This window comes from Cobetia sp. MMG027 (assembly GCF_027947415.1).
Taxonomy (GTDB): Bacteria; Pseudomonadota; Gammaproteobacteria; order Pseudomonadales; family Halomonadaceae; genus Cobetia; species Cobetia marina.
In genome coordinates this window covers 1-25,261 of sequence record NZ_JAQJIO010000017.1, presented here as the reverse complement: position 1 = coordinate 25,261, position 25,261 = coordinate 1, and the positions used below count along the sequence as shown (strand labels likewise).

Below are 25,261 nucleotides of genomic sequence, written 5' to 3'. Positions count from 1 at the left end.
GTCACACCAGGGGAACTTCCAGCATGTTCAAGCCACGGATTTGTCTGGCCGCTTGCATGGCCACAGTGCTGGGGGGCTGCGCCGCAGTCGAGCCGAAATTCGATAATGTCGAGCCAGTCGCCGGGCCGCCAGTCACCTCAAACAATACGCCTTACAGTGAATGTCTTGCCTCATTGAGCCGTATTTCAGGCGCGACAAACCTGCCAGTCATCGCCGTCGGGCAGATCACTGACAAGACAGGGCAACGCAGCTATTCGACAGTAACCGAAAGCGCCGCCGTCACTCAGGGTGTCTCGGAAATGTTGATCAGCGCGCTCTACAAGACTCGCAAGGTTCACCTGACAGAGCGTCTTGATGTTCGCGTCCCGCTGGCCGAGCAGCAGCTTTACGAGAACAAGGCCATGGCCTATGCACCACGCAAGCTGGCCGTCCTCCCCTCGCACTTCGTGGTTCTCGGTGCCCTCACTGAGCTCAATTACAACATTTCCAGTGGTGGCACTCGCCTGTTCGTCAGCGGAATCGGGGCCGGATTGCGGACCGCCGTGATCAATGTGGGCCTGGACCTGCGCATGGTCGACATCCGCACCTTCCGCACCGTCTATGTCACCAGCCTGCAGAAGCAGGTGGTGGGTTACGAAGTCGAAGCCGGCATCTATCGCTTCTTCGGCAATCAGCTGGTCGAGTTTGATTCCGGCGCAGTGCGCAATGAACCACTGCAGCTGGGCGTGAGATCAGTCGTGGAGATGGGCGCCTACCAACTCCTGACTGAAGGCCTGGGACTTCCTGTACCTGCGGGGCAGGAATGTGAACTTCACCCAGGGCAGCATGTAGCAGCGAAAGACGGCAACACGCAGCAAGTGGCCGCAGCCAATACGGCATCAGGCAGTACCGCAGCAGTCGCAACACCGTTGAGAGAAGCACCCGCAACAGAGGCACCTGCAACAGAAACATCGGCAGCATCCAGCGCAGCACAATAAGTCAACATTCATGAGGAACATGACAATGACTACCTATAATAAGCTCGCAATCGCTATCGGTCTCGCCAGTGGCATCATGGTGGCAAGCCAGGCCCAGGCCTTCGAGAACGTCCATTGGAAATGGCATGGCCACGTCGATACTCACATCAAGGTAAAAGCCATGATTGATCCGATGATCGAAGATCCGGGTGGCCTGGTGATGGTCGAGAACTTCCAGAAGCAGATCGGTGACGTCAGCTCGGAAGCCATCGTCAAGGATGTCACCTATGGCACGACTGCCGGAGAGACTACCGTCGAGACAGGTAGCTTCGCAGGTGCCGCTGCAGGAGCAGCCGCAGGCGCAGTCGCAACAGGCGGCAAGCATGGTGGCAGTGCCGCTGGAGCCGTTGCTGGCGCTGGTGCCATCGCTGGTACCTACACCATCACCACTGACACTGACGGCATCGTGAACGAGGATATCGTCAATCTGGAAAGCCTGGAAAACGCGGCGACATCAGTGGGCAACAACGCCTCCATCGAGAGCGATGCCATGGTCAACCTGCATAATGAGCAGTTCCTGGCAGGCACCGGCATGGGCAATGATCGCCGTCATTACTTCAGCCCGTCGAGTGCCGAGATCTATTCACTGGCCAAGGTCGAGAACATTCTCAACCTGAGCGTGGACAATGCCGCGACCTCCGTGGGCAACAACCTGTCTGTCACCCAGGACACCACCGGGATCGACAGTGCCCTGATCGCTGACAACACCCAGACCAGCTACGCCAACATCACCGCTACCGCCAAGGTCAAGGACATCACCCTGGGTCTGGCACCGGCAGATGGCTTCGAAGGCCCGGTCATCAGCAACACGGCCACCTCTGTGGGCAACAACATGTCCATCAGCGTCGGCCCCGTGACTCCGTAACCCCTCTGCAGGCAACCAACACACGCGGGGCAACCCGCGTGTGTTTCAGCACCTGCTGACATCAGACGTATCACGCATCAGACACTGCATCTTTCACAGACCGAAAGGAGCAAGACATGAATGCTTTCACACGTATCAGCCTGGGAGTCGTGGGCACGGGGTTCCTGCTGGCCGGTACCGCCAGTGCCAACTCGTTGATGGGCCCCTTCCCCTACGACTTCCCGGCGCGCAGTGCAGAAACCGCGCTGATCCTCTACGAGAGCAAGAAGGCCGGCAGCCTGGGGGAAGGGTCCGAGACCAATATCGGCGCATACACGCTCAATACCGGCAGCAGTACCTCGATCGGCAACTGGCAGCAGATTGAACAGACCCTGAGTGACGGCTCTACCGGCACCATCGACAGCACGGCGGACCAGTCCGCCGATGGCAGCTCGCAGACGTCGTCAACGGATTTCACCATCACCCACAACAATGCGGATGATGAAGAGGACGAAGCCCCATGATGCCCCGCCCGGGCAAGGCGTGACGGCCCAGGCAGGGCACTTGAGAACATCAGACTCACGTGTCAAACGTGAGGAGAGAGTTGGTCATCATGCCAACGGGTGGGATGAGATATCTGACCCTCGCGCGCAGCGGAAAAAACCCACTAAAAGCCGCCATGATCATCTCTCACGTTTGAGTAAGCTTGGAAAAGGACGCGCAACAACCCGAATGACGAAGACTCAACGCTTGGGGAGCGTGTGTCCTTCCGAGAGGCTGTCACCAGAAGCAGCCCGACAATTATGCTCCTGCAGCGATGCTCTACGAGCTGCTGACAGGGGTCCAGCAGCAAGGGAACATCACTCATGACCGCACTGAAGGCTCACCATCAGGCTACGCCGATCACCACTGCGTTGAATCTGACTGTCGACTCCCCCGCACGGGTGAAGTCTCTACCGACAGGCCGGCCTAACGGTTTTGAGGGGTTCATCGGAGGCTCATCGTCCATGCAGACCCTCTATCGCACCCTCATACAGGTCGCCCATTCGGACGCCCCCATCTTCATCACCGGCGAAAGCGGCAGCGGCAAGGAGCTATGCGCCACTGCCATCCACCGCCACAGCCCGGTACGCGAAGGCCCTTTCATCGCCGTCAACTGTGCTGCCATCCCGGCGGAGCTATTGGAATCACAGCTGTTCGGGCATGTGCGTGGCGCCTTTACCGGTGCCGTCAGTGCCCAGCAGGGCCTGGCCGTGGCAGCGGATGGCGGGACGCTGTTCCTGGATGAGATCGCCGAACTGCCCTTGCCACTTCAGAGCAAGCTGTTGCGCTTTCTGCAGACCGGCCAGGTGATGCCCGTGGGCGCGACACGCACGGTCGAGGTCAACTGCCGTATCGTCTGCGCCACGCATCAGGACCCGCGTCAGCTGGTGGAGACCCATCGCTTCCGCGAAGACCTCTTCTACCGCCTGCACGTCATCCCGCTCAAGGTGCCGCCCCTGCGCGAGCGCGGAAGTGACATTCTCGAGATCGCCAACGGCTTGCTGAGTCGCATGGCCAGCCACGAAGGCAAGCATTTCACCAGCCTGAGCGCCTGCGCGGAGCAGGCGCTGCTGGCCCACGATTGGCCGGGCAACGTGCGCGAGCTGGAAAACACCCTGCGCCGCGCCATCATCCTCCACGAGGGCGAGAGTCTCACGGCCGCCATGCTGGACCTGCCAGCACACGGCGGCTCACACGAGAGACTCGAGCACGCACCACCCGGCGCCGAGAACCAGGGCCTCTGGCAGCGCCCGCTGTGGATGGTGGAGCGGGATGCCATCGAGACGGTGATAGCGGCATGCGATGGCAGCATTCCGCGTGCCGCTGCCATTCTGGAAATCGCCCCATCGACCATCTATCGCAAACGCCTCAGCTGGCAGGCCCATCACCCCGGCTCATCTGCCGCGCATTGAGCGCCGAAAGACGCAAGGCGAGCAGACGCCAGACGCAAAAAAGCCACCCCGGAGGGTGGCTTTTCTGTTGGCTGCCGAATTCATCCTGCGACTTCATCTGCTAGCCAGAATTGGCTGGGGTACCAGGACTCGAACCTGGGAATGCCGATACCAAAAACCGGTGCCTTACCACTTGGCTATACCCCAATTTGGTGGCCAGAGACGGAATCGAACCGCCGACACGGGGATTTTCAATCCCCTGCTCTACCAACTGAGCTATCTGGCCGACCGGAAGACACAAAAAAAGCCGCCTGGGCGACTTCGATATCCTGCGTTCTTCGTTCATCTACAGAAGCCTGAAGATGGTGCCGGCTAAAGGAGTCGAACCCTCGACCTACTGATTACAAGTCAGTTGCTCTACCAACTGAGCTAAGCCGGCACAAAGAACTCATGATATGAGTCTTCTTACTACGTTACTGCATGTCAGCTGGCTGGGGTACCAGGACTCGAACCTGGGAATGCCGATACCAAAAACCGGTGCCTTACCACTTGGCTATACCCCAACACTTGGTGGCCAGAGACGGAATCGAACCGCCGACACGGGGATTTTCAATCCCCTGCTCTACCAACTGAGCTATCTGGCCCTTGCCAACGAGGACGTATTAAATAGAAAACCTTTCCCGACGTCAACCCTTGCTTATCAAGAATTTGGCGTCGTTATTCGTCTTCCATCGCCCTCGCCGTCTCGTCAGACTTCGTAGCCCTGTCCGCCCTGCGCTTCGCCCTTGGCGGCGGCGTCAGTCGGGACGAAACCTTCGGCCTGATCGGTCTCTTCGTTGCGGAAGAAACGCTCCATTTGCTCCATCAGATAGCGACGGCTATCGGCATCCATCATGTTGAGGTGCTTCTCGTTGATCAGGCGTGTCTGCAGCGCCTGCCATTCTTCCCATGCCTGCTTCGAGACGTTGGCCCAGATATCCTGGCCCTTCTCGCCCGGCAGCGGCGGAAAGTCGAGACCCGGCAGGTCCTGGTCATACTTGCGGCAATGTACGGTGCGCATGGGTAACTCCGTAAGAGAACTGGATGTCAGTGCGGTTGAGCGCCGAGCCTTCGCCAGACGCTCAATCGATTGCCTCATTCTCGCACGCTTGAGCGGGTTTCCCCCAGGCGTCCGAGGCCTGTCGATGAGAGCGACTCGCTCACAGCCCGAACAGATCATCCGTGCAGCGTGCCAGCAGCGCCTTGACCGGTGCCGGCAGGCCCACGGCATCCGGCGCGGCGGGGTCGACGAAACGACGGTCTGCTCCGTGTTCGTTGACGCCATCCTCCGCCGACGGCGTCAGTTCCGCCGCTCCCAGCTGGACCGGCTGCGGCGTGATGGTCAGCCGGAAGTGGCTGAAGACATGCTCGAAACTGTCCAGCGGCGCCTCCAGATGCGCGCCTCGCGCTTCACGGGCAACCCACTCCCGCGCGGCCTCGCGGTCCTCGACCAGCGGCGGCGCCCACAGGCCGCCCCAGATGCCCGTCGGTGGGCGTCGTTCGAGCAGAATCCGGCCCGCCTCGTCACTGACCAGCAGCATCAGCGTCTGACGTGTCGGAATAGCCTTCTTGGGCTTGCTCTCGGGGAAGCGCTTTTCCTCGCCGCGTGCATGCGCCACGCAGACTTCCTCGAAGGGGCAGCGCGTACAATCCGGCTTGCTACCGCGCGTGCACAGGGTGGCCCCGAGATCCATCATCGCCTGGGTCCAGTCCGCCAGCCGCACCTGCGGCGTGTAGCGCTCCGCCAGCGTCCACAGCTTGCGCTCCACCGCCGGCCGACCCGGCCAGCCTTCCACGGCATGCAGGCGAGCCAGCACGCGCTTGACGTTGCCATCGAGAATCGGCGCCCGTTGTCCGGTGCTGATGCTGATGATCGCCCCGGCGGTCGAGCGCCCGATACCTGGCAAGGCCGACAGTGCCTCGACACTCTCGACCGGGAAGGTGCCGCCATACTCAGCGACCACCTGTTGAGCGGCCTTGTGCAGATTGCGCGCCCGGGCGTAGTAGCCAAGCCCCGTCCACAGGTGCAGCACCTCATCGATCTCCGCCGCCGCCAGCGCGGCGACATCCGGGAAGCATTCCATGAAGCGCGCGTAATAGGGCAGCACCGTCGTGACCTGGGTCTGCTGGAGCATGATCTCCGAGACCCACACACGATACGGGGTGGTGTTCTCCTGCCAGGGCAGGTGCTTGCGGCCATGCTCATCGAACCAGTCGAACACGCGGGCCTGGAATTCCTCCGGGCTCAGCGCAATGCTTGCCACGCCTGGCGGGGCGTGGGTATCAGACGCCGCCACGTCAGGCGTGGCCGCAGTGTCAGGTACCGCCATCAAGACTTCCTCTACTCGTGACTCGTACCATGGCGCGCCATGGTCTGGGCTCCAACGGCAGCACGCCAGCCCCGAGGGACTGGCGTGCCGGTCTTGCTGTGCTAGGAGCGCGTGATCAGTTGAACAGCCCCTGAATCGCGCCCTTCAGCTTGTCGCTGGCGCCTTCGCCCAGCTTGTCATCGATCTTCTTGCGCGTGTCTTCATCGAGCTTCTCATCCAGCTTCTCGCTGACCTTCTCGCCCGCCTTGCGCTTGGCTTCATCCTTGGCCAGTTCCGCGGCGGCCGTCTGGAAGCCCTTCTGGTCAAAGCCGCACCATTCGCCCGGCTCACCGCTCAGATTGCCCTGACACTGCACCGGGAAACGCAACTTGACCAGACGCGGATTGACCTCACAGGCAGCGTCATCCGTTCCTTCGATGAAGCGCGCCGCCACGTTGTAGTCAAAGGCTTCGGTCGGCAGGTTGAGCTGCCCCTTGCCATCCAGCGCGATACCCGGGATCGCCAGTGCCAGATCCTGATTGCTGATCACGCCATTGGTGACCTTGAAGCTGCCCTGTGCGCGTTCCAGCGGGGTATTCGCCGCCCAGTCACGCGAGGACGTCTTGCCACTCAGCGTCGCCACCGTGGTGCACATCTTCTCGGACACGTTGACGTCGAGTATCTCGCCATTGCGGATCTCGAAGTCACCTGAACCATTCAGGTTGCGCTTCATGCTGTCGAGTTGATTGGTGCTGGTGGTGTAGTCGCCATTGAGGGTCAGACGGCCACGCAGGATGTCATCCTGCTCAGGCGCCAGCGCCTTGAGGAATGGCGCGATATCCAGATTGGTCAACTTCTCGCCGAAGCTCATGGTCAGCGGTGTCTTGCGACTGTCGATGCGGGCACTGGCTGCCAGGCTACCGCCGTACAGACTGGCCGTCAGGCTATCGAGCTGCTGCAGTCCCGGCTGGCCGGACAGCTTGGCGGACACCTTGCGCATCTCGAGTCCGGATGCCGTGAGGTTCGCGATGTCCAGCTGGCCCTTGAGCCCGAGAGTTCTGAGCAGCTCCACCGGCAACACCTCTGCATCGCCGTCAGCCGCGTAGGCCGGCGCCACCAGTCCTGCCGTCACCCCCGTACCGAGACTCGCGGTCTTCTCGCTGGTCTGCGGCGGGAGGTAGTCATCCAGATTCAGCGCATCGACATCCAGATCAAAGGTGATCTGCGAGGCATCGAAGGAGGAGCCGAGACGTCCGTTGATGGTGGTGTCATCCAGTGCCATCACCAGGTTGGTCAGCTGTACCTGTGACAGATCGCCCTTGAGCGGGCTGGAGAATGCCAGCGAGGTCAGTGCATCGCCGCGTGCCGTCTGCGGTGCCTGCATGCCGACCCGCGTCATCCACGCCTTGGGTGACAGCGGGGCCAGCTTGAACTGCCCGCTGTAGCTCAGCGCCTCGCCCGTGATGTCACTGGCCTTGAGCGCCCCGCTCAGACGCAGGTCACTGCCCGAGGTCAGCAGCAGATCGGAGAGCGTCGCGGTGCCTTCGGCAAGATCCGCTTCCGCCCCGAAGGTCGCCTTCACCGGCAGCGCCTTCTCTCCCAGCGACGGTTCGTTGAGCGAGGCATCCAGCTCCCCACCCTCGATGCGATAGCGCTGCTGCTCGGTATCCAGTGTCAGGGTATCGATCTCCAGCGCCAGCTGCTGGGACTGCTCGCTCAACGACGGCATGCTGGTGGCGGTATCCAGGCTGATGCCGGTCAGGACATGGCGACCGTTCTGAAGGTCCAGCGCCACCTTGCCGTCCAGATTGATGGTGCTGCGCAGCTCAGGCTCACGCCCCTCCGCCACGAAGGACAGCTCCACCGGGAACGCCTTGGTCGGGCTGACGTTGCTGGAGCTCAACGCCAGCTCATTGAGCGTCATGTCGAGACCGCTGGCAGCATCCTGGTAGGTGATCTGCCCATTGGTGACCTGAATCGAGGCGATATCGAGATTGACGGCCATGCCTTCAGCGCCATCGCTGACACCGGCATCTCCCTGCGTCTCATCGGCCATGGCGACACCGGCACTCTTGGCGGGAGGCAGGGCCTTGTCCGCCGCACCGCTCTCGGCGGCATCGGCAGCATGCTGCAACAGACTCTCCCAGTTGCCTCGCCCGTCAGCGTCTCGCTTGAGGTCCAGTTTCAGGCCATCGAGGAACACGCCCTCGACCTCCACCTCACCGCTCAGCAAGGGCGCGAAGGACACCCCGACTTCGGCACGCTTGAAGGAGGCGAAGGGTGTCTGGTCGTGAGCCTGCTCCGGCAGCCAGGTCTGGGCGTCCTCGACACTGACGCCCAGACGCGGGTAGAACGACCAGTCCAGCGGACCGTTCAGGGCCAGCTCCAGCCCCGCCTGGTCCTTGACCGCCTTGACCAGACGCGGCTTGAGATCATTCGGGTCGAGGAAGGTGGTGACATAGATCACCCCCGCCACCACGACCAGCGCCAGTACTCCGACGATGGCCAGCAAGGCCCTGAACAGTGCTTTCATCTGCGTCCTCCCTTTGACACGATGAGATGTCCGGGCTGCCTTCGCTCCTGAAGGCATTGCCCGGCACGTGTGAATGATCCCGATTGTCGCACCTGAGGGCGCGAACGTGCGCCCGATGCCAGACGCCAGCGTCAACGTTCACCTGCGGTGGACAGGCCCCGGCGTCATCAGTTCCTGTCACGCCGGTCCAGCCGTCAGCTTTCGCTATCTGTCTGGGCCAGCACGAAGCCTTGCTGCTCGGCATCCTTCACGTAACCGAGCCGCGACAGCAGAAGCTCGTCAGCCAGCGTCAATCCTTGATCCGGCACGACCAGCAGGCGCTCACGCGCCGCCGCTTCCAGCGACATCAATGCCATCAGGCGCGTTCCCACCCCGCGTCGACGGGTGCTCTTGCGCACGCAGCAATGACGGATGCGCCATGCCCTTCCATCGTCCTCGCACAGCAGGGCGCCGATATGGCGATCATTGAAGAAGGCGGTGCAGAAGCGATGACCGGTCTCCAGGCTGGCCTGAATGAACTCATCCGGCGCGAGTGGCAGGCGTTCACCGGGGGCTTCGTGATAGATGCGTGACAGGTCGATGCGCACTTGCTCATCGGCCTGCCAGCGTGCGTGATCGATCATCTGAAGAGTGACCGGCATGGTGAGATCCTCGCCCGCGATATGAATGCCCGCCATTGTAGCGGATGCCGTTGTCCTTTCTCTATAATGACGGGCTGGGCAGGCAAGGACGACGCGTCTGCCATCGATCAGTGACCCGCAACCTCGACAACGTCACTGGATCACGCTTTCACTTGCGACATCACATGACAACAACCACATGATGCGCACTTCCCGGCCGGACTGGACATACGCCTCTCACACCCAGGCCCCAGACTGCGCCAGACCTCATCAGCCCCGAAGCCGCGGTGAGGTCACCGACCGCTGGAGAGACATCATGGCAGAGCGTATCGCCGAGGTTCATCGCAACACCTCGGAAACCAAGATTCGGGTTCGCATCAATCTGGACGGCGAAGGCAAGCTGAGCGCCAACACCGGCGTGCCCTTCCTCGAACACATGATGGACCAGATCGCCCGTCACGGCGTGATCGACATCGACGTCGACTGCGACGGTGATCTGCACATCGACGACCACCACACCGTCGAGGACATCGGCATCACTCTCGGCCAGGCCTTCGCGCAGGCGCTCGGCAACAAGGCCGGCATCCGCCGCTACGGCCATGCCTACGTGCCGCTGGACGAAGCCCTGTCACGCGTGGTGATCGACTTCTCCGGTCGCCCGGGCCTGTTCATGCAGTGCGAGTTCACGCGCGGCAACATCGGGCGTTTCGATACGCAGCTGTTCTGGGAATTCTTCCAGGGCTTCGTCAACCATGCCGGCGCCACGCTGCACATCGACAACCTCAAGGGCTTCAATGCCCACCACCAGGCGGAGACCATCTTCAAGGCCTTCGGCCGTGCCGTGCGCATGGCGGTGGAAGAGGACGAGCGCATGGGAGGCCGCATCGCCTCCACCAAGGGCTCGCTGTAAGCGTCGTGACGCGCGGCCAGAGGATGTGTCGCCAGCCATTGCCGCTTGCCGGGCACCGGGTGGCACTTCCTCTGCATGAACATCCAATGCCGGAGTCCCCTCCGGCCTGCGGGAGAAAGACATGACGATTGCCGTCATCGACTATGGCATGGGCAACCTGCACTCCGTCGCCAAGGCACTTGAGCATGTGGCTGACGAGAATGTCGTGATCACCAGTGACCCGCGCGCCATCCGTGGTGCGACCCGCGTGGTGCTGCCCGGTCAGGGCGCCATCCGCGATTGCATGGGCGAGCTTGAGCGCGCCGAACTGCGCGGGCTGGTCGGCGAACTGCTGAGCAACCACAGCAAGCCGCTGCTGGGCGTGTGTGTCGGTCAGCAGATGCTGATGGAGCGCAGTGAGGAGAACGGTGGCATCGATTGCCTCGCCTACTTCAAGGGCGACGTGAAGCGCTTTGATGACAAGCAGCTGGACGAGCACGGCCAGCGTCTCAAGGTGCCGCACATGGGCTGGAACCACGTCGCCCATACCCAGGGCCATGCGCTGTGGGAAGGCATCGAGGACAACTCGCGCTTCTACTTCGTGCACAGCTTCTATGTCTCGGCTGCCGAGCGCTCACAGGTCTTCGGCGCCACGCATTACGCCGGTGCCGAGGCGCACGTCGCCATCGGTGAGGGCAGCCTGTTCGCGGTGCAGTTCCACCCGGAGAAGAGTGCGGCCGCCGGCCTCAAGCTGCTCGAGAATTTCGTCCGCTGGCAGCCCTGAGGGCTCACCTGCGTGACCGTCGGTGCCTGCCCTGCGAGTCGGGCGCCGATTCATCCGCCTTCGATATACCGACGACAATTCAGGCGTGCCAAGACACGCCGAGAGGACACCCGACATGCTGGTAATCCCCGCGATCGATCTCAAGGACGGTCAGTGCGTACGCCTGAAGCAAGGCCGCATGGAAGACTCCACCAACTACGGCGATGACCCGCTGGCCATGGCCGCGCGCTGGGTCGAGGCCGGTGGTCGCCGCCTGCATCTGGTCGATCTCAACGGTGCCTTCGAAGGCAAGCCGGTCAATGGTGACGCCGTGACACGCATCGCCCGCGCCTACCCGGAGCTGCCGATCCAGATCGGCGGTGGCATCCGGGATGCCGCGACCATCGAGCACTATCTGGAAGCCGGCGTCGGTCAGGTCATCATCGGCACCAAGGCCGTGAAGGAACCGGCCTTCGTCGCCGAGATGTGCCGCGCCTTCCCGGGCCGCATCATCGTCGGTCTCGATGCGCGTGACGGCTTCGTGGCCACCGATGGCTGGGCCGAGGTCTCCACCATCAAGGCGACCGAGCTTGCCAAGCGTTTCGCCAATGACGGCGTGTCCTCCATCGTCTACACCGACATCGCCCGCGACGGCATGATGCAGGGCGTCAACATCGAGGCTACCGTGGCACTGGCCCGCGAAGGCGGCATCCCGGTGATCGCCTCCGGCGGCGTGACCAATCTGGATGACATCCGTGGCCTGGCTGAAGTGGCCGATCAGGGCATCCTCGGCGCCATCACCGGTCGCGCCATCTATGAAGGCAGCCTGGATATCGCCGAAGCACAGGCGCTGTCCGACGCCATCACCGGCCGCACGGCCTGAGGGGAGCGATCATGGCACTCGCCAAACGCATCATCCCGTGTCTGGACGTCGACGCCGGTCGCGTCGTGAAGGGCGTCAACTTCGTCGGTATCCGCGATGCCGGTGATCCGGTCGAGGTCGCCAAGCGCTACAACGAGCAAGGCGCCGACGAGATCACCTTCCTCGACATCACCGCCAGCGTCGACAACCGTGGCACCACGGTCGACATGGTGTCGCGCATCGCCGGTGAGGTCTTCATCCCGCTGACGGTCGGTGGTGGCATCCGCACCTGCGAGGACATCCGCACCATGCTGAATGCCGGCGCGGACAAGGTCTCGATCAATACCGCCGCCGTGTTCAACCCGGACTTCGTGCGTGAAGCGGCGGACCGCTTCGGCAGCCAGTGCATCGTGGTCGCCATCGACGCCAAGCGCGTCAGCGAAGGCGGCGAGACTCCGCGCTGGGAAATCTTCACTCACGGCGGGCGCAAGCCAACCGGGCTCGACGCTGTCGAGTGGGCGAAGAAGATGGTCGAGCTGGGCGCCGGTGAATTGCTGCTGACCAGCATGGACCGCGATGGCACCAAGGCCGGCTTCGATCTCGGCGTGACACGCGCCATCTCCGACGCCGTCAGCGTGCCGGTCATCGCCTCCGGTGGGGTCGGCACTCTCGACCATCTGGTGGATGGCGTGCTCGAGGGCGGGGCGGATGCGGTGCTGGCCGCCAGCATCTTCCACTTCGCCGAGTACACCATCCCGCAAGCCAAGGCCTACATGGCCGAGCGCGGCATCGAGATGCGCCTCTGAGCGATCTCCTTCGCGTCAGGCAGATACACGAACGCCGCCACTCCTCAGGGAATGGCGGCGTTCGTGTCTTCAGAGGCATTACCCGCAGGTCAGGCGACGACAGCGCTCAGGCGTAGCCCAGCTTCGCCAGTGGCGTGAGCGCCTGCTCGAGTCGCTGGTCGGCAAGTCGCAGAATATCGGCCACCAGATGCTTCTCGGCGGCGGGCAGCATCACCCGCTCGCCGACCCACAGCGCCAGCTCGGCAAGGTCATGCTGATTGCCCAGACGGGATGCTGCCTTGTCGAGCAATTCCGGCTCACGACGACGCCCACGACTCGGTGACTCGAGTTCACGCCCTGCCGTCTCCCCCAGCGCCGCATGCGCCAGTGCCAGCTGGAACCTGCGGTACTTGATCCACTTGCGCAGCCGGTGGGACGTCTCGATCTCCCGCTTGCTGATCACCCGCGCCGCCAACTTGTGGAGGCGGTGACGACTGAATTCCAGTCCGGCCGTGAGCTCCTCCCCCGTCAGCGGAGCGGCCTGCCAGGCGGCCATCTCGTCGCTCAGCAGCCGTTTCAGAGGTGCATGATCCAGCTCCGCCACCGACTCGCTCAATGCGGCACTGATCAGCCCCGGACGCAGCGCATCCAGCAGACGCTGGCTACGCTCATCCACCCAGGCATAGGCGCGCGCATGCGTCTTGCGCAGCATGCGCGCCTCACGCGGGCCGGCCAATGCCCTGGCGATGGCGCGCGGACGCGCCTGATGCTCACTCACCGCCGCCTTGCCCAGTGACTCACGGCGCAGTTGCCACCAGCCCCGCAGCTGCTTGCAGTCGACGCGCAGCGCATGGACCTCCTGCGCGGTGAGCGTCGCCTGCGCCAGATGCTGCTGCATTGACTCGAGATGCGCGAGGATCAGGCCATTCAAGGGATCAACGCCTGTGCGGGAAAGCATCTGACTCGTCTTGCCCATCTGTCTCTCCAAGGGAATGGCCTGGCTGCCAGTGTCAGCCGGGCAGGCTCGCTCACCCGGTCTTCCGGGGGCTCATTCCTGCAAGGATAGCCCCAGATTGCTGACATCCTCGTTACGCCCCAGCCGCTTGAGCGCTCGCCAGTCATCACGCTCAAGACGCGGAGCCTCGACACTCTCCAGCACGGCGTCCTGGAAGTCGCGCTCATCGACCATCAGCGGATGTTCGCGAATCATGGCTTCCAGCGCTTCCTGCTCGATGCCCTCACCGGCCTGCAGGTCGATCAGCGCGCGAACGCCATCGGCGGACAGGCGACTGACCTTGAGCGCGGCTTCCGGCTCCTCACTGATCAGCACATCGATGCAGGCGGTCAGCGCCATGACGGCTTCCAGTGCACGGCGCGCACCGAAGCTGTCGTCATGCTCGTCGGGCTCGAAGGCCGTGACCTTCTCGGCCTGCAGCGAGAAATCGATCTTGGCATCGCGGACGCGCAGCTGCTCCCAGACGAGGTCCAGCAGCTTGCGCAACTCGCGCGTGGTCTCCAGCGCGCTGGCGGTACCATTGGCCTCGGCGTAGAAGCCGGCATTGGGCAGGAGTCGCTCGGTCAGCGTTGCCATGAAGGCGGTACGGCGAACGGGGGCCAGCGCTTCCAGACGCGCGCGGAAACCGGGAACAGGCTGAGTCATGTCGGCTCTCTTCTCACTTCACTTTTCAAAGAGGCGGGGCACATGTCGGGAGGGGAAACCCGCCAGCCGACAGCCCGCCACAGATGGCATGGGACATGCGTTAGGGTAGCGCACTCAGGCGGTCTGACGAACGAGACTTTGCCGCGGCGAGATTCACGGCCACAAACATTCTCTGGGCACGCGGCCGACAGCATCGAACAGCACGCCTTCGCTGCGCAGTTTCTCCCGCTGACGCACCGCGCCACCGTGGTCGGTGACCTTGAGCGAGGCATTGATCACCCGATGCCAGGGCAATTGATGGCCATCCGGCAGATGGCGCATGGCCGAACCGACCATGCGTGCGGTGGCGCCATCGGTCATGCTGGCGATTCGCCCGTAGGTCGTGATTCGCCCTGCCGGAATCTGCGCCACCACGGTGTATATCTGCTCGAGCAGTTCAGCACGCATCACGCTCCCCCCTGTTTGTGATCAAGCTCATCCAGCACGATACCTCCACCTGCGCGCTGCGCAATGGCGGGCATCAGGGGCACACGAGCGCAGACCTCGGGTCTTTACGCTGCCAGATGGCTGACGCATGATGACGCCATGCACCTTTACTTCATACATCAAGGCCTTATCCCCGACGCAGCGCCTCACTCAGCGACTGATGCCCTGCCACGATCACAAGGCTGGCAGGACTCCGTACGCCTGAGCGACTGGCTTGTCGGCATGGGCCACAGCTACAACACCAGCTTCCCGCTGGATGGCGAGACGCTCCCCGGCATCGACGATTTCCAGGCGCTGGTGATCCTGGATGGCCCTCAGCCATTGTCAGGTGCCGAGAGCGCCCAATCACAGCCACTGCGCCTGCAGCGCAAGCTGATTCGCCGCGCGCTCAACAGCAACCGTCCCGTACTGGGCATCGGGCTGGGCGCGCGCCTCATCGCCGAGCAACTCGGCGCCATCGTGTCTCCGGCCGTGGTGCCGCAGCGTCGCTGGGCCACGCTCACGCGCAGTGACGAGTGTCCCGTGGGACTGCCTGCCGAATTCGAGACGCTGCTGTGGCATGAGGAGATCTGTGGCCTGCCGGAGGATTGCGAGCTGCTGGCCAGCGGTGAGCATACCCCGATCGCCGGATTCAGCTGGGATGCTGGCCGGGTGCTGGCGCTCAACTTCCATCCCCATCTGGATGCCGGCGCAACGCGTGACCGTCTCCGGCATCACCCCGCCCCGAATGAGGGACGCGGAGTGCAGTCAGAAGACACGCTGCTGGAAGACCCGAAGCGCTTTGATCGGCAGGCCGCCCTGCTGGACCGCCTGCTGGTGGACTGGCTCGACGCCTGAGGCGCTCCCGGGCGGCGCTGGGGCCCTACGACGACTCAGCGCTGCCAGCGATGCGTGGCGCTCCAGTCACGCACGAAGGCGAGCGTGTTGTCCCAGTCGCCGACATGCAGGAAGGTACGCTCGTGCTTCTCGAGCTGATAACGGTACATGGGGTCGTAGTATTCGCTGAGCAGCGGGGCCAGCCAGCCCTCATGGGCAGTGGGATTGCCGCGCTTGTGTTCGCGGAAGGCGATGTCCTGCATGCGAATCAGGCGCGCCAGACGTGCACTGCCCAACCGCTTGCGCAGACGCAGCAACGCCTGACGCAGCTGACGCTGCAGCAGTGCCCAGCCAAGGAAGTCACCATAGTGCCCGCTGTAGGTGGCCCACAGCCCTTCGATGTAGTCCTTCTGAATCTGCACCAGTCGCCAGTCCAGTGGCATCTCGACTCTCACCAGCGGGGCAGCCTCCATCGCGCGCCATGCCTGCAGCGGAATGTTGACGCTGCCGATGAAGCGCGACTCATCTTCCATGACGGTGGGCGCGTCCGCGGCCAGTGACAGCATCTCGGCGCTGATGCGATGCTCGAAGTCGATCTGGCTCGGTGCCGGGAAGGGGTGACGGCCGAAGGCCGAGCCCTTGTGGCGCGCGCAGCCTTCCAGGTCGATGCCATTGTCGAGCGCATGGATCAGCTCGGTCTTGGCGCAGCCGGTCAGGCCCCCGATCAGCAGCATCGGGGCCTGCTCGACGCGCTCATCGATATGCTGGCAAAGCTGCTGACGCATGGCCTTCCAGCCCCCGGCGATCCGCGGGCGCTCGATGCCTGCCTCCTTCAACCATTGCTGGCTGAGCTGAGAGCGCATGCCGCCCCGGAAGCAGTAGAGAACCGCCTCGGGATGGCGCTCGACGTGCTCGACCCAGGCACGAATCCTGGCGCGCTTGATCCCGCCACTGACCAGCTGATGACCCAGATGCACCGCCGACTCCGGGCCGACCTGCTTGTACTGCAGACCGACCCGGTGACGTTCCTCGTCATCCATCAGCGGAAGGTTGACGGCCCCCGGCAGGGAGCCGGCCGCAAATTCGATCGGTGCACGCACATCGATCAGCGGACGGCCATCGCGAATCAGATCGCAGCTGGCCGCCACGGTGGGCAAACTCATGGGCATCTCTCGACTGGAAAACTGAAATGAGGCAATGGCCGTCAACTCGCACCCGGCACATCGATGGCAGGCATTCTATCGCATGCACGACATGGCCCCCAGCCTTGCCGTCTCGCGTGCCGCCAACTCTCGCCCTGTCAGCTGCCGCACCACCCGCTCAGGCCAGCGGCGGCGTCAGGCGAATGCCCTGGCTCGGGCCGATGCTGTCAGGGCCGAACAGCGGGCAGGACGCACATGCGGCCGGCTCGCCGTCGTGTGGCCGATGCGCCTCGGACACTGCCTCGCGCAGCGCGGCAATGGCCGCCTCGGCAGTATGAAAGTAGTGCTCATCCCCCATGCGCTCAAGGAAGCCTCCGCGCTCCATCACTTCCAGCGCGTAGCGTCGGAAGCCGCACATGCTCAGGCTGCCGCCGGCATCCTGTAGGCGGCGCTGCTCGATCTCGAGCATCTCGGCCCCCGCGATGTCGATGAAATTGCAGCCGGTGCCGAGCAGGATGACGTGCTTGCCGGTATAGCGCGCCAGCTTGCGCTGGACGTGGTCCACCGCGCCGAAGAACAGCGAGCCATCCACTCGCAGGATGACGACCTCACGGCATTGGGTCAGCTGGTAGCGCTCGGCATTGCGCACGCCCAGCTCCGGGTGTTCGGGGTCCGGTGCCATTTCCACCAGACGTGGACGCGAGGTGCGATTCAGATACAGCACCAGCGAGACCAGCACGCCGGCGAAGATGGCGAACTCAAGCGGCAGCAGCAGCGTGGCGAGGAAGGTGATCACCAGTACCACCGCTTCCTCGCGGCTGACGGTGAGAATCTGACGGATATGACTGAATTCGATCAGGTTGGCGGCGATCACCATGATCAGGCCCGCCATGGCGGGCAATGGCAGCCAGGCCGTGACATTCGGCACCAGCAACAGCACCGCCAGCACGATCAGAGCCGCGATCATCACCGACAGCGGCGTGCGGGCGCCGGCATCGTAGTTGGCCCCTGAACGAGTGAAGGAGCCGGAGCCGGCGAAGCACGAAAAGAAGCTGCCGACCAGATTCGACAGCCCCTGGCCGATGAACTCCTGATTGCCATCGATGCGCTGATGCGAGCGTACCCCGATGGCGCGGGCGATGGAGACCGCCTCGATCAGGCCGAGAACCGCCAGCGCAACGGCCGCACCGCCCAGCGAGCGCAGGGTGTCAAACCCCAGTGGCGGCAGAGAAAGCGGCGGCAGGCTGCCGGAGAGGGCCCCCACCATCGGGATGCCTGCCTCGCTGCCACCCAGCAATGCCGCAACCCCGCAACCGACGGCCATCGCGACCAGCATCCACGGCAGTCTGCGATTCACCCGCCGCACCAGCAAGGCACTGGCGAGCGTACTGAGGCCGGTGATCAGGGTCGCCCACGAGGTGTCTTCCAGGTGCCCAAGCAATGCCCACCAGGTGCCGAGGAAGCTCGAGGCATCTCCCAGCGCGATACCGAACAGATGCTTGAGCTGACTGGTGGCGATCAATACGCCGGCACCGGCGGTGAAGCCGATCACCACGGTATGCGAGATCAGATTGACCAGCGCCCCCATGCGCAGCAGCCCGAGTGCGAGCTGGATGATGCCGACCATGCAGGTCAGCGCCAGCACCAGCGGCAGGTATTCCGGACTGCCGGGGGTGGCCAGGGTCGAGACGGTACCGAAGACCACCATCGAGATGGCGGCGGCCGGCCCGCTGACCATATGACGCGAGCAGCCGAAGAGTCCGGCGATGATCGCGACCACGATGGCGGCATAGAGTCCATGCGCCGGGGGCAACCCCGCGATCAGCGCGTAGGCCACCCCCTGAGGCAGTACCAGCACCGCACCGCTCAGCCCGGCGATCAGGTCCGCGCGCGCATCTCTCGGCGACAGCTGGCGCATCCAGCCCAGAAACGGCAGCAGGCGTGACAGGCGGTATGCCGTGGCACTCGACGTGGCAGAGGCATCATCGGCAGGCTGGCGTGGCGGTGGATTGTCAGCGGGCAAGAAGTGCCTCCATGAAGGTGCGTGGGCTGCGGGAGAGGCCATCGCCTCCGTGAAGAAACGATGCCGGGGCCGGGCGTGGCGACGTCCGGCCCCGGCAAGTCTATCCCTGAATACGCTGATGAAACAGCGTGTCAGCGAACCGTACTCGCCGGCCCGGGGCTCCCTTTGTCGGTAGCGATACCGGCGACAATCGTGGCGCGCTGCCAATCCGGACTGGCCATGGCCGGCATGAGCAGTGACAATGCACCCTCCTGACACCGCTGCGGACCCTGACGCCATGACCACCGACGCTACGCCTGCTGACACCACCTCTTCCACCCCGTCGGCCGGCTATACGCCTGCACTTGAGGTCAGTGAGGCCGAGGCCATCGAGACCACCCGCCAGTGGGTCGAGACGCACATCATCGCAGACAATCTATGCCCATTCGCGGCACGTGAAGTGGCGCGCAACAGCGTCCAGTACGCCGTCATCCCCGGCGCGGGACTCGAGCGTTGCCTGCAGGCACTCGGCGATGAACTCCTCAACCTCGATGCCAATCGCGATGCCGAAACCACCCTGGTGATCTTCAAGGATGGCTTCCGCGACTTCGATGCCTATCTGGAGCTGCTGGATTACGCTGAGGCACTGCTCGAGATGCAGGGCTATGAGGGCATCTATCAGCTGGCCAGCTTCCATCCGGACTATGTCTTCGAGGATACCGAGGAAGACGACGCCGCGAACTACACCAACCGCTCGCCCTTCCCGATGCTGCACCTGCTGCGGGAAAGCTCGGTCGAGGCGGCGATCAATGCCTATTCGGGGGATGTGGAAGAGGTGCCGGCGCGCAACGAGGCGCTGATGCGCGAGCGTGGCGCCGAACAGCTGGTCGCACGCCTAAAGGCCTGCGCTCACGCCGCCCGTCAGGCTGACAGCCAGGACTGACATCACGCCCAGTGGCAATCCCATATGCACAAGGCCAGCCGCGAGGCTGGCCTTGTGCGTTTCAGGCGGAATGTCACTGGAAGGCTTGCGCGTGGCAGCTGCCGGCAGCCATCACAGGGCTTCCAGCGCCTGGGACAACTTGTCGACCGCGACGATCGTCATGCCCTTGGGCGGATTCTTGGGGGCATTGCCCTTGGGCACGATGGCGCGCGTGAAGCCATGCTTGGCGGCCTCGACGATGCGCTCCTGCCCACTGGGCACCGGGCGGATCTCGCCGGACAGGCCGACCTCACCGAACACCACCAGTTCACGCGGCAGCGGGCGGTTCTGCAGACTGGATACCACCGCACACAGCACCGCGAGGTCGGCGCTGGTCTCGAGTACCTTGACCCCGCCCACCACGTTCAGGAAGACATCCTGATCGCCGGTGAACAGACCGCCGTGCTTGTTGAGCACGGCCAGCAACATCGAGAGTCGGTTACCATCCAGACCGACCGCGACGCGCCGGGGATTGCCCAGCGGCGAATCATCCAGCAACGCCTGGACCTCGATCAGGATCGGCCGAGTCCCTTCCCAGACCACCATCACCAGGCTGCCGGAGGATTGCTCCTCGCTGCGTGACAGGAAGATCGCACTGGGGTTCTTCACCTCTTTCAGGCCAAGCTCGACCATGGCGAACACGCCCAGCTCGTTGACCGCGCCGAAGCGGTTCTTCTGTCCGCGCAGGGTGCGAAAGCGCGAATCACCGTCCCCTTCCAGCAACAGGGAGGCATCGATCATGTGCTCCAGCACCTTGGGGCCGGCCAGCGAGCCATCCTTGGTCACGTGCCCGACCAGCAGCAATACGGTGTTGGTCCGCTTGGCGAAACGCGTCAACGCCGCGGCGGACTCACGCACCTGCGAGACGCCCCCCGGCGCGGAGGACAGATCCTCAAGATGCATGGTCTGGATGGAATCGATGATCAGCACTTCCGGCTTCTCGCGCTCGGCGGTGGCCAGAATCGTCTCGACACTGGTCTCGGCCAGCATCTTGAGTCCCTGGGTCGGGAGCTGCAGTCGATGGGCACGCATCGCCACCTGCGACAGCGACTCTTCACCGGTGACATAAAGCGAACGCTTGTGCTGTGCCAGCTTGCAGGCGGTCTGCAGCAGCAGCGTCGACTTGCCGGCACCGGGATGCCCGCCGAGCAATACGGCGGAGCCAGGCACCAGACCGCCGCCAAGCACGCGATCAAACTCACCGAAGGTCGAGGAGAAGCGCGGCACTTCGGCCAGCGAGACGTTGGACAGATCCGTCACGTTGTCACTCAGCGTGCCGGCATAGCCGCCTCTGGCGCTGGTGGCGCCACGTGACGCCCCGCCAGTGCTGATGCCCCCGGCAGCCGGCGCAGCCCCCGGCAATACCGTGGCACCGACCCGAATCTCCTGCAGGGTATTCCACTCGCGACAGCCGCTGCACTGCCCCTGCCACTTCGAGAATTCGCTACCGCACTCGGTACATACGAAGGCGCTCTTTGCTTTCGCCATCAGACCATCCTGTCAGGGAGTAATGATTTCAGACCACGTCGCCCGGCATGGCACCCATGCCCCGCATCGCCCGATGGCACCAGGCAGGGGCGCTCGATGCGAACGTCCGACACGGATGCCAGACACAAGCAAGGCGGCTTGCGCCGCCTTGCTGTCACCTCACGCGTGCATGACACGCGGTGGCATCACTCGCGCTTGAGACGCAGTGTCTCGCCGTTCTGGAAGCGGCGCTTCTGCGGGTCGACCAGTTCCAGTGTCTGGGGGTCCAGACGCAGGAAGTAGTAGGTCTGGCCCTCGCCATTCGGCGTCAGCTCATAGACGGTGGCATTCGGGTCGGTCACCGTACCTGACAGCACATCCCACTGCCCCTCGTAGTGCTCCGGCGCAGGCTGCTGCGGATGATCGCGATAGGTGGCATCGAGACTGAAGGTACGCGCTTCCGGGACAGCATCTTCCGCTCCCTTGAGACGCACATCGAGGTCAATGCCCGTGCAACGACGACACGGCAGGGTGCCCTTGTAGACGGCAACCTGCTCGCTGGCTGTCTCGGTGGCGTCATTGGCAGCGGCACCATCCGTCGTCTGGGCCGTTGATGCGCACCCGGCGAGACCGACCATCAGCGCGGCTCCCACCATCAGAGTCCTGATCTGCATTGAATCCTCCTTAAGGCGATGATTCGATAGCAGCGTCAGCGCTATCGACGGCGAGCGGCCCGACTGCCTCGACAGACGGACCGCTCACGAGCTTCCACGCTCAAGAATAGCGGGTATCAGCCCCGTGAGGCCACCCCCGATGGCGTTTATCGAACGCCATTCGCTAAATCATGTCGGCCTCAGCCACGGCGATCATGCCCGTTGTCGAGGAAGGGATAATCGGTGTAGCCCTCGGCACCGCCACCGTAGAAGGTATCAGGATCCTGCTCGTTGAGCGGCGCATCCAGACGCAGACGTTCGACCAGGTCCGGATTGGCGATATAGGGGCGCCCGATGGCGACGGCATCCGCAATGCCCTCGTCGATGATGCGTGCCGCACGCTCCCCGTCGTAATGACCGCAGAAGATCAGCGCGCCCTTGACGCGCTCCCGCAGTGCGCGGCGGAAGTCATCGGTGAACTTGACGTCGCCGCCGGCCCAGTCCGGCTCGTTGACGTGCACGTAGGCAATGCCACGTCTGGAGAGCTGGTCTGCCATGTAGAAGGCCATCTCTTCCGGCTCGTCATCGGTGAGACCGAAGATCTCGATGAAGGGCGTCAGACGAATGCCGGTGCGCTCCGGCCCGAAGACCTCGGCGACGGCATCGACGACTTCCAGTGTCAGGCGCGCACGATTCTCGACCGAACCACCGTACTGGTCGGTGCGCTGGTTGGTACCGGTCGCCATGAACTGGTTGAGCAGATAGGCGTTGGCGGCATGCACCTCGATCATGTCAAAGCCGGCACGCTTGGCGCGCACGGCAGCCTGACGATAGTCCTCGACCAGCTGGGGGATTTCCTCCGTCTCCAGCGCACGCGGCGTGCTGGTGGGGTGGCGACCACTGCTGCCATCCTCGAACTCGACGAAGCACTGGGCGCCTTCACCACGCAGGGCGCTGGGCGCGACCGGTGGCTGGCCATCCGGCTGCACCATCTCGTGCGAGACACGCCCGACATGCCACAGCTGAAGCGCCATGCGTCCACCCTTGGCGTGCACTGCCTCGACGACGCCCTTCCAGCCGGCTTCCTGCTCATCCGTCCAGATACCCGGCGTGTAGACGTAACCACGCGCGGTCGGCGAGATGTTGGTCGCCTCGCTGATGATCAGGCCGGCGCCGGCACGCTGTCCGTAGTAGACCTCCTGAAGCTCACCGGGAATGCTGTCCGGCGTGCGCGCTCGGGTCAGTGGCGCCATCAGGATACGATTGGGCAGGGTGAGATCACCGAGCGTGACCGGATCAAGCAGGGTGTCGGCGTACGGGGCCTTGGTGTTGGCAGTCATCGGTGCTCCTTGAGTCTCTGATCTTTCGCCAGCCGCCGCTTCGGGCGAACCGGGCGGGCATGCCAGTGACATGCGGTGCGCCAGCTGATGCTTCAAGCGCACGCGGTGCATGAGAATAATGCTGGGATGGCAACAATGCGCCAGGTCGCGCCACGCGGCATCCTCGCGACTCATGCGAGAGCCTGCCGATGCTTGTACCGCGACGATCCAGCGGGCAACATGAAACCTATCCATGACACGGGTCATGCACTGTCACCAGCGGCGAGAAATCATGAGCAAGTACTGGAGCCCACAGGTCCACGACCTGACCCCCTACGTCCCCGGCGAACAACCGCGTGAGCAGCTGATCAAGCTGAACACCAATGAAAACCCCTACCCGCCGGCCCCGGCCGTGGAACAGACGCTGCGCGAGTTCAATGCCTCTGACCTGCGTCGCTACCCGGACCCGAGTTCCAGCTCGCTGCGCGCCGCCCTGGCCGAGACCTTCCATGTGGCCGCAGAGGAAGTCTTCGTCGGCAATGGCTCCGACGAGGTGCTGGCGCTGGCCTTCCAGGCCTTCTTCCGTCAGGACAAGCCGCTGCTGTTGCCCTCCATCAGCTACAGCTTCTATCCGGTCTACTGCCGCATGTATGGCATCGAATCACGCAGCATCGCGCTGACCGACAACTGGGAAGTCGATCTCGAAGCCTTCGGCAGTGACAATGGCGGCATCATCTTCGCCAACCCCAATGCCCCGACAGGCCATGGCCATGGCCGCAAGGCGATTGCCGCGCTGCTGGAGCGCAACCCGCAGAGCGTGGTGCTGGTAGATGAGGCTTACGTGGATTTCGGGGGGGAAAGCGCCATCCCGCTGATTCATCAGTATCCGAATCTGGTCGTGTCGGGCACTTTCTCGAAGTCGCGTAGCCTGGCGGGCATTCGCCTTGGCTATGCCGTGGCCTCGCGGGAGCTGATCGAGGGCCTGGAGCGCGTGAAGGACTCCTTCAATTCCTACCCCATCGATCGTCTGGCCGAGCAGGTCGGCGTCGCCGCGCTGAGTGATCCCGCCTATTTCGATGAGTGCCGCACACGCGTCATCACTACCCGTGAGCAGACGCGCGATCGCATGGCCGCATTGGGCTTCGAGATCCTGCCGTCACAGACCAACTTCGTGCTGGCGACTCACCCGACCCATGATGCCGGCAAGCTGTTCATCGGCCTTCGCGAGCAGGGCATCCTGGTGCGCCACTTCAACACCGATGCGCTACGCGACCATCTGCGCATCAGCATCGGTACCGATGCCGAGATGGACAGCCTGATCGAAGCCCTGGAAACCCTGTGTCGTTGAGATAGCGCACAGAATGACCCGTGATGGGTTCAATGAAAGAAGGCGCCCACTGGGCGCCTTCTTTCATCAGGACGTCACTCGGGCATTCGCCACCGAAGACTCTCAGCAGGAGCAACCATATGACAACGGAACGTCCCACCATGGCGTCAAGTGCCACTTCGACAGCGCGCCTGCCTTTGACGCGCGTGCATCACGTGGCACTCATCACCGCTGATTACCCACGCGCCAGGCGCTTCTATCTCGAGGTCATGGATGCGCAGGTGATCCACGAGGCCTATCGTGAAGCCCGCGACAGCTACAAGCTCGACCTGCGCTTGCCGGGCGGTATCCAGCTGGAGCTGTTCTCCTTCCCGTCACCGCCTGAGCGCCCAAGCTATCCGGAAGCCTGTGGGCTGCGTCATCTGGCGCTGGCAACCGAGGACATTGACACCTGTGTCGAGCTGCTGATCGCCCGTGGCGCCACGCCAGAGCCGATACGTGTCGATGAATACACCGGTGCCCGCTTCACCTTTCTGGCAGACCCTGACGGTACGCCCATCGAGCTCTACGAAGTCTCGCCCTGATGTGATGGCGCGCTGAAACTTCACTGGCTCTGAAGACAAAAGGCCCCTGTCGCAAATTCGACAGGGGCCTTTTGTGGCATATGCACGTTGCTCACGCGGAGCTTTCCTCTCGCTCTTTTCTTTCGCCCACTGCTATTTCGCACGCAGGACTTTCTGGGCAACTTCTCCGAGCACGACTTTTCCTGAGCACCACTTTTTCCGTGCACAAAGAGAACCGCCCCTGCAGCAA

At 63.4% G+C, this 25,261-nt stretch carries 24 protein-coding genes and 5 tRNA genes; 12 read left to right on the top strand and 17 right to left on the bottom strand.

Annotated elements, in window-relative coordinates; all coding sequences use genetic code 11:
* The first annotated feature begins 23 nt into the window (after nt 1-23).
* The 4 genes from PJK54_RS17550 to PJK54_RS17535 all read left to right on the top strand — a co-directional run bounded on the left by PJK54_RS17550 (nt 24) and on the right by PJK54_RS17535 (nt 3,815).
* Nucleotides 24-977 carry a CsgG/HfaB family protein gene (locus tag PJK54_RS17550; protein ID WP_271303483.1) on the top strand — a complete coding sequence of 318 codons (954 nt, stop codon included), beginning with the start codon at nt 24-26 and terminating at the stop codon, nt 975-977.
* Between the two features lie 25 nt (nt 978-1,002).
* Entirely contained in the window at nt 1,003-1,881 is an 879-nt protein-coding gene (locus tag PJK54_RS17545) for a hypothetical protein (RefSeq protein WP_271303482.1), read from the top strand.
* A gap of 116 nt (nt 1,882-1,997) precedes the next feature.
* Nucleotides 1,998-2,384, top strand: a complete 387-nt coding sequence (locus PJK54_RS17540; RefSeq protein ID WP_271303481.1) for a hypothetical protein — start codon at nt 1,998-2,000, stop codon at nt 2,382-2,384.
* A 342-nt stretch (nt 2,385-2,726) separates the two neighbouring features.
* A complete protein-coding gene (locus tag PJK54_RS17535; protein WP_077378557.1) occupies nt 2,727-3,815 on the top strand; it encodes a sigma-54 interaction domain-containing protein in 1,089 nt (362 codons plus the stop codon).
* A 111-nt stretch (nt 3,816-3,926) separates the two neighbouring features.
* Here PJK54_RS17535 and PJK54_RS17530 read toward each other — a convergent pair.
* From PJK54_RS17530 to PJK54_RS17490, 9 genes are all read right to left on the bottom strand, one after another.
* Nucleotides 3,927-4,001: transfer RNA gene (locus PJK54_RS17530), tRNA-Gln, on the bottom strand.
* A 3-nt stretch (nt 4,002-4,004) separates the two neighbouring features.
* Nucleotides 4,005-4,080, bottom strand: a tRNA-Phe gene (locus PJK54_RS17525).
* A gap of 77 nt (nt 4,081-4,157) precedes the next feature.
* Nucleotides 4,158-4,233: transfer RNA gene (locus PJK54_RS17520), tRNA-Thr, on the bottom strand.
* Between the two features lie 49 nt (nt 4,234-4,282).
* Nucleotides 4,283-4,357 (bottom strand) — tRNA-Gln (locus tag PJK54_RS17515).
* A 5-nt stretch (nt 4,358-4,362) separates the two neighbouring features.
* A tRNA-Phe gene (locus PJK54_RS17510) sits at nt 4,363-4,438 on the bottom strand.
* A 104-nt stretch (nt 4,439-4,542) separates the two neighbouring features.
* On the bottom strand, nt 4,543-4,854 hold the full coding sequence (locus PJK54_RS17505; RefSeq protein WP_077378554.1) for an oxidative damage protection protein: 312 nt from the start codon (nt 4,852-4,854) through the stop codon (nt 4,543-4,545).
* A gap of 139 nt (nt 4,855-4,993) precedes the next feature.
* Nucleotides 4,994-6,163: an A/G-specific adenine glycosylase gene (gene mutY, locus PJK54_RS17500; RefSeq protein WP_271303480.1), complete on the bottom strand. Its 1,170-nt coding sequence runs from the start codon at nt 6,161-6,163 to the stop codon at nt 4,994-4,996.
* 115 nt (nt 6,164-6,278) lie between these two features.
* A complete protein-coding gene (locus tag PJK54_RS17495) occupies nt 6,279-8,675 on the bottom strand; it encodes an AsmA family protein (RefSeq protein WP_167593063.1) in 2,397 nt (798 codons plus the stop codon).
* A gap of 194 nt (nt 8,676-8,869) precedes the next feature.
* On the bottom strand, nt 8,870-9,316 hold the full coding sequence (locus PJK54_RS17490) for an acetyl-CoA sensor PanZ family protein (protein WP_077379332.1): 447 nt from the start codon (nt 9,314-9,316) through the stop codon (nt 8,870-8,872).
* 295 nt (nt 9,317-9,611) lie between these two features.
* Between PJK54_RS17490 and hisB the strand changes: the two genes are divergently transcribed.
* The 4 genes from hisB to hisF all read left to right on the top strand — a co-directional run bounded on the left by hisB (nt 9,612) and on the right by hisF (nt 12,615).
* Nucleotides 9,612-10,205, top strand: coding sequence for an imidazoleglycerol-phosphate dehydratase HisB (hisB, locus tag PJK54_RS17485; protein WP_077378545.1), 594 nt, complete (start codon nt 9,612-9,614; stop codon nt 10,203-10,205).
* 121 nt (nt 10,206-10,326) lie between these two features.
* Nucleotides 10,327-10,968 (top strand): imidazole glycerol phosphate synthase subunit HisH, encoded by a 642-nt coding sequence (gene hisH / locus PJK54_RS17480; protein ID WP_077378543.1) that lies wholly within the window; start codon nt 10,327-10,329, stop codon nt 10,966-10,968.
* Between the two features lie 115 nt (nt 10,969-11,083).
* A complete protein-coding gene (gene hisA, locus PJK54_RS17475) occupies nt 11,084-11,830 on the top strand; it encodes a 1-(5-phosphoribosyl)-5-[(5-phosphoribosylamino)methylideneamino]imidazole-4-carboxamide isomerase (protein WP_077378540.1) in 747 nt (248 codons plus the stop codon).
* A gap of 11 nt (nt 11,831-11,841) precedes the next feature.
* Nucleotides 11,842-12,615 carry an imidazole glycerol phosphate synthase subunit HisF gene (hisF, locus tag PJK54_RS17470; RefSeq protein ID WP_271303479.1) on the top strand — a complete coding sequence of 258 codons (774 nt, stop codon included), beginning with the start codon at nt 11,842-11,844 and terminating at the stop codon, nt 12,613-12,615.
* A 106-nt stretch (nt 12,616-12,721) separates the two neighbouring features.
* Here hisF and PJK54_RS17465 read toward each other — a convergent pair whose 3' ends face one another.
* The 3 genes from PJK54_RS17465 to PJK54_RS17455 all read right to left on the bottom strand — a co-directional run bounded on the left by PJK54_RS17465 (nt 12,722) and on the right by PJK54_RS17455 (nt 14,704).
* The gene (locus PJK54_RS17465; protein WP_271303478.1) at nt 12,722-13,570 is read right to left on the bottom strand and encodes a CHAD domain-containing protein; all 849 of its coding nucleotides are present in this window, start codon (nt 13,568-13,570) and stop codon (nt 12,722-12,724) included.
* Between the two features lie 72 nt (nt 13,571-13,642).
* On the bottom strand, nt 13,643-14,254 hold the full coding sequence (locus PJK54_RS17460; protein ID WP_077378530.1) for a YjaG family protein: 612 nt from the start codon (nt 14,252-14,254) through the stop codon (nt 13,643-13,645).
* A gap of 153 nt (nt 14,255-14,407) precedes the next feature.
* Nucleotides 14,408-14,704, bottom strand: a complete 297-nt coding sequence (locus PJK54_RS17455; protein WP_077378527.1) for an MGMT family protein — start codon at nt 14,702-14,704, stop codon at nt 14,408-14,410.
* Nucleotides 14,705-14,962: 258 nt separating this feature from the next.
* Here PJK54_RS17455 and PJK54_RS17450 point away from each other — a divergent pair, with 258 nt between their 5' ends.
* Complete coding sequence (locus PJK54_RS17450) at nt 14,963-15,577, top strand: type 1 glutamine amidotransferase (RefSeq protein ID WP_170877471.1); 615 nt, start codon at nt 14,963-14,965, stop codon at nt 15,575-15,577.
* A gap of 35 nt (nt 15,578-15,612) precedes the next feature.
* On the opposite strand, the gene mnmH is transcribed toward PJK54_RS17450, so the two are convergent.
* Nucleotides 15,613-16,719, bottom strand: a complete 1,107-nt coding sequence (gene mnmH, locus PJK54_RS17445; RefSeq protein ID WP_077378521.1) for a tRNA 2-selenouridine(34) synthase MnmH — start codon at nt 16,717-16,719, stop codon at nt 15,613-15,615.
* Between the two features lie 157 nt (nt 16,720-16,876).
* Complete coding sequence (locus PJK54_RS17440; RefSeq protein WP_271303477.1) at nt 16,877-18,721, bottom strand: SulP family inorganic anion transporter; 1,845 nt, start codon at nt 18,719-18,721, stop codon at nt 16,877-16,879.
* A gap of 277 nt (nt 18,722-18,998) precedes the next feature.
* On the opposite strand from PJK54_RS17440, the gene PJK54_RS17435 reads away from it, so the two are divergent.
* Complete coding sequence (locus tag PJK54_RS17435; RefSeq protein ID WP_271303476.1) at nt 18,999-19,643, top strand: DUF1415 domain-containing protein; 645 nt, start codon at nt 18,999-19,001, stop codon at nt 19,641-19,643.
* A 111-nt stretch (nt 19,644-19,754) separates the two neighbouring features.
* Here PJK54_RS17435 and radA read toward each other — a convergent pair whose 3' ends face one another.
* The 3 genes from radA to PJK54_RS17420 form a co-directional block, all read right to left on the bottom strand.
* Entirely contained in the window at nt 19,755-21,170 is a 1,416-nt protein-coding gene (gene radA / locus PJK54_RS17430) for a DNA repair protein RadA (RefSeq protein ID WP_077378515.1), read from the bottom strand.
* A gap of 185 nt (nt 21,171-21,355) precedes the next feature.
* Nucleotides 21,356-21,823 (bottom strand): copper resistance protein NlpE N-terminal domain-containing protein, encoded by a 468-nt coding sequence (locus PJK54_RS17425; RefSeq protein ID WP_271303475.1) that lies wholly within the window; start codon nt 21,821-21,823, stop codon nt 21,356-21,358.
* Nucleotides 21,824-22,002: 179 nt separating this feature from the next.
* Nucleotides 22,003-23,142, bottom strand: coding sequence for an alkene reductase (locus PJK54_RS17420; protein WP_176493736.1), 1,140 nt, complete (start codon nt 23,140-23,142; stop codon nt 22,003-22,005).
* A 271-nt stretch (nt 23,143-23,413) separates the two neighbouring features.
* Here PJK54_RS17420 and hisC point away from each other — a divergent pair, with 271 nt between their 5' ends.
* Nucleotides 23,414-24,469: a histidinol-phosphate transaminase gene (gene hisC, locus PJK54_RS17415; RefSeq protein ID WP_084209842.1), complete on the top strand. Its 1,056-nt coding sequence runs from the start codon at nt 23,414-23,416 to the stop codon at nt 24,467-24,469.
* A 119-nt stretch (nt 24,470-24,588) separates the two neighbouring features.
* Entirely contained in the window at nt 24,589-25,032 is a 444-nt protein-coding gene (gloA2, locus tag PJK54_RS17410; RefSeq protein ID WP_240499622.1) for an SMU1112c/YaeR family gloxylase I-like metalloprotein, read from the top strand.
* Nucleotides 25,033-25,261: the final 229 nt, after the last annotated feature.

What these genes read in the sequence shown, in the direction of transcription:
- hisH (WP_077378543.1), top strand. Translation starts at nt 10,327, where the DNA reads ATGACGATTGCCGTCATCGACTATGGCATGGGCAACCTGCACTCCGTC.
- PJK54_RS17535 (WP_077378557.1), top strand. Translation starts at nt 2,727, where the DNA reads ATGACCGCACTGAAGGCTCACCATCAGGCTACGCCGATCACCACTGCG.
- PJK54_RS17505 (WP_077378554.1), bottom strand. Translation starts at nt 4,854, where the DNA reads ATGCGCACCGTACATTGCCGCAAGTATGACCAGGACCTGCCGGGTCTC.
- hisF (WP_271303479.1), top strand. Translation starts at nt 11,842, where the DNA reads ATGGCACTCGCCAAACGCATCATCCCGTGTCTGGACGTCGACGCCGGT.
- PJK54_RS17495 (WP_167593063.1), bottom strand. Translation starts at nt 8,675, where the DNA reads ATGAAAGCACTGTTCAGGGCCTTGCTGGCCATCGTCGGAGTACTGGCG.
- PJK54_RS17490 (WP_077379332.1), bottom strand. Translation starts at nt 9,316, where the DNA reads ATGCCGGTCACTCTTCAGATGATCGATCACGCACGCTGGCAGGCCGAT.
- hisC (WP_084209842.1), top strand. Translation starts at nt 23,414, where the DNA reads ATGAGCAAGTACTGGAGCCCACAGGTCCACGACCTGACCCCCTACGTC.
- PJK54_RS17425 (WP_271303475.1), bottom strand. Translation starts at nt 21,823, where the DNA reads ATGCAGATCAGGACTCTGATGGTGGGAGCCGCGCTGATGGTCGGTCTC.
- mutY (WP_271303480.1), bottom strand. Translation starts at nt 6,163, where the DNA reads ATGGCGGTACCTGACACTGCGGCCACGCCTGACGTGGCGGCGTCTGAT.
- PJK54_RS17460 (WP_077378530.1), bottom strand. Translation starts at nt 14,254, where the DNA reads ATGACTCAGCCTGTTCCCGGTTTCCGCGCGCGTCTGGAAGCGCTGGCC.
- PJK54_RS17550 (WP_271303483.1), top strand. Translation starts at nt 24, where the DNA reads ATGTTCAAGCCACGGATTTGTCTGGCCGCTTGCATGGCCACAGTGCTG.
- mnmH (WP_077378521.1), bottom strand. Translation starts at nt 16,719, where the DNA reads ATGAGTTTGCCCACCGTGGCGGCCAGCTGCGATCTGATTCGCGATGGC.
- PJK54_RS17545 (WP_271303482.1), top strand. Translation starts at nt 1,003, where the DNA reads ATGACTACCTATAATAAGCTCGCAATCGCTATCGGTCTCGCCAGTGGC.
- PJK54_RS17435 (WP_271303476.1), top strand. Translation starts at nt 18,999, where the DNA reads ATGACCACCGACGCTACGCCTGCTGACACCACCTCTTCCACCCCGTCG.
- radA (WP_077378515.1), bottom strand. Translation starts at nt 21,170, where the DNA reads ATGGCGAAAGCAAAGAGCGCCTTCGTATGTACCGAGTGCGGTAGCGAA.
- PJK54_RS17465 (WP_271303478.1), bottom strand. Translation starts at nt 13,570, where the DNA reads ATGGGCAAGACGAGTCAGATGCTTTCCCGCACAGGCGTTGATCCCTTG.
- hisB (WP_077378545.1), top strand. Translation starts at nt 9,612, where the DNA reads ATGGCAGAGCGTATCGCCGAGGTTCATCGCAACACCTCGGAAACCAAG.
- hisA (WP_077378540.1), top strand. Translation starts at nt 11,084, where the DNA reads ATGCTGGTAATCCCCGCGATCGATCTCAAGGACGGTCAGTGCGTACGC.
- PJK54_RS17540 (WP_271303481.1), top strand. Translation starts at nt 1,998, where the DNA reads ATGAATGCTTTCACACGTATCAGCCTGGGAGTCGTGGGCACGGGGTTC.
- PJK54_RS17420 (WP_176493736.1), bottom strand. Translation starts at nt 23,142, where the DNA reads ATGACTGCCAACACCAAGGCCCCGTACGCCGACACCCTGCTTGATCCG.
- gloA2 (WP_240499622.1), top strand. Translation starts at nt 24,589, where the DNA reads ATGACAACGGAACGTCCCACCATGGCGTCAAGTGCCACTTCGACAGCG.
- PJK54_RS17450 (WP_170877471.1), top strand. Translation starts at nt 14,963, where the DNA reads ATGGGCCACAGCTACAACACCAGCTTCCCGCTGGATGGCGAGACGCTC.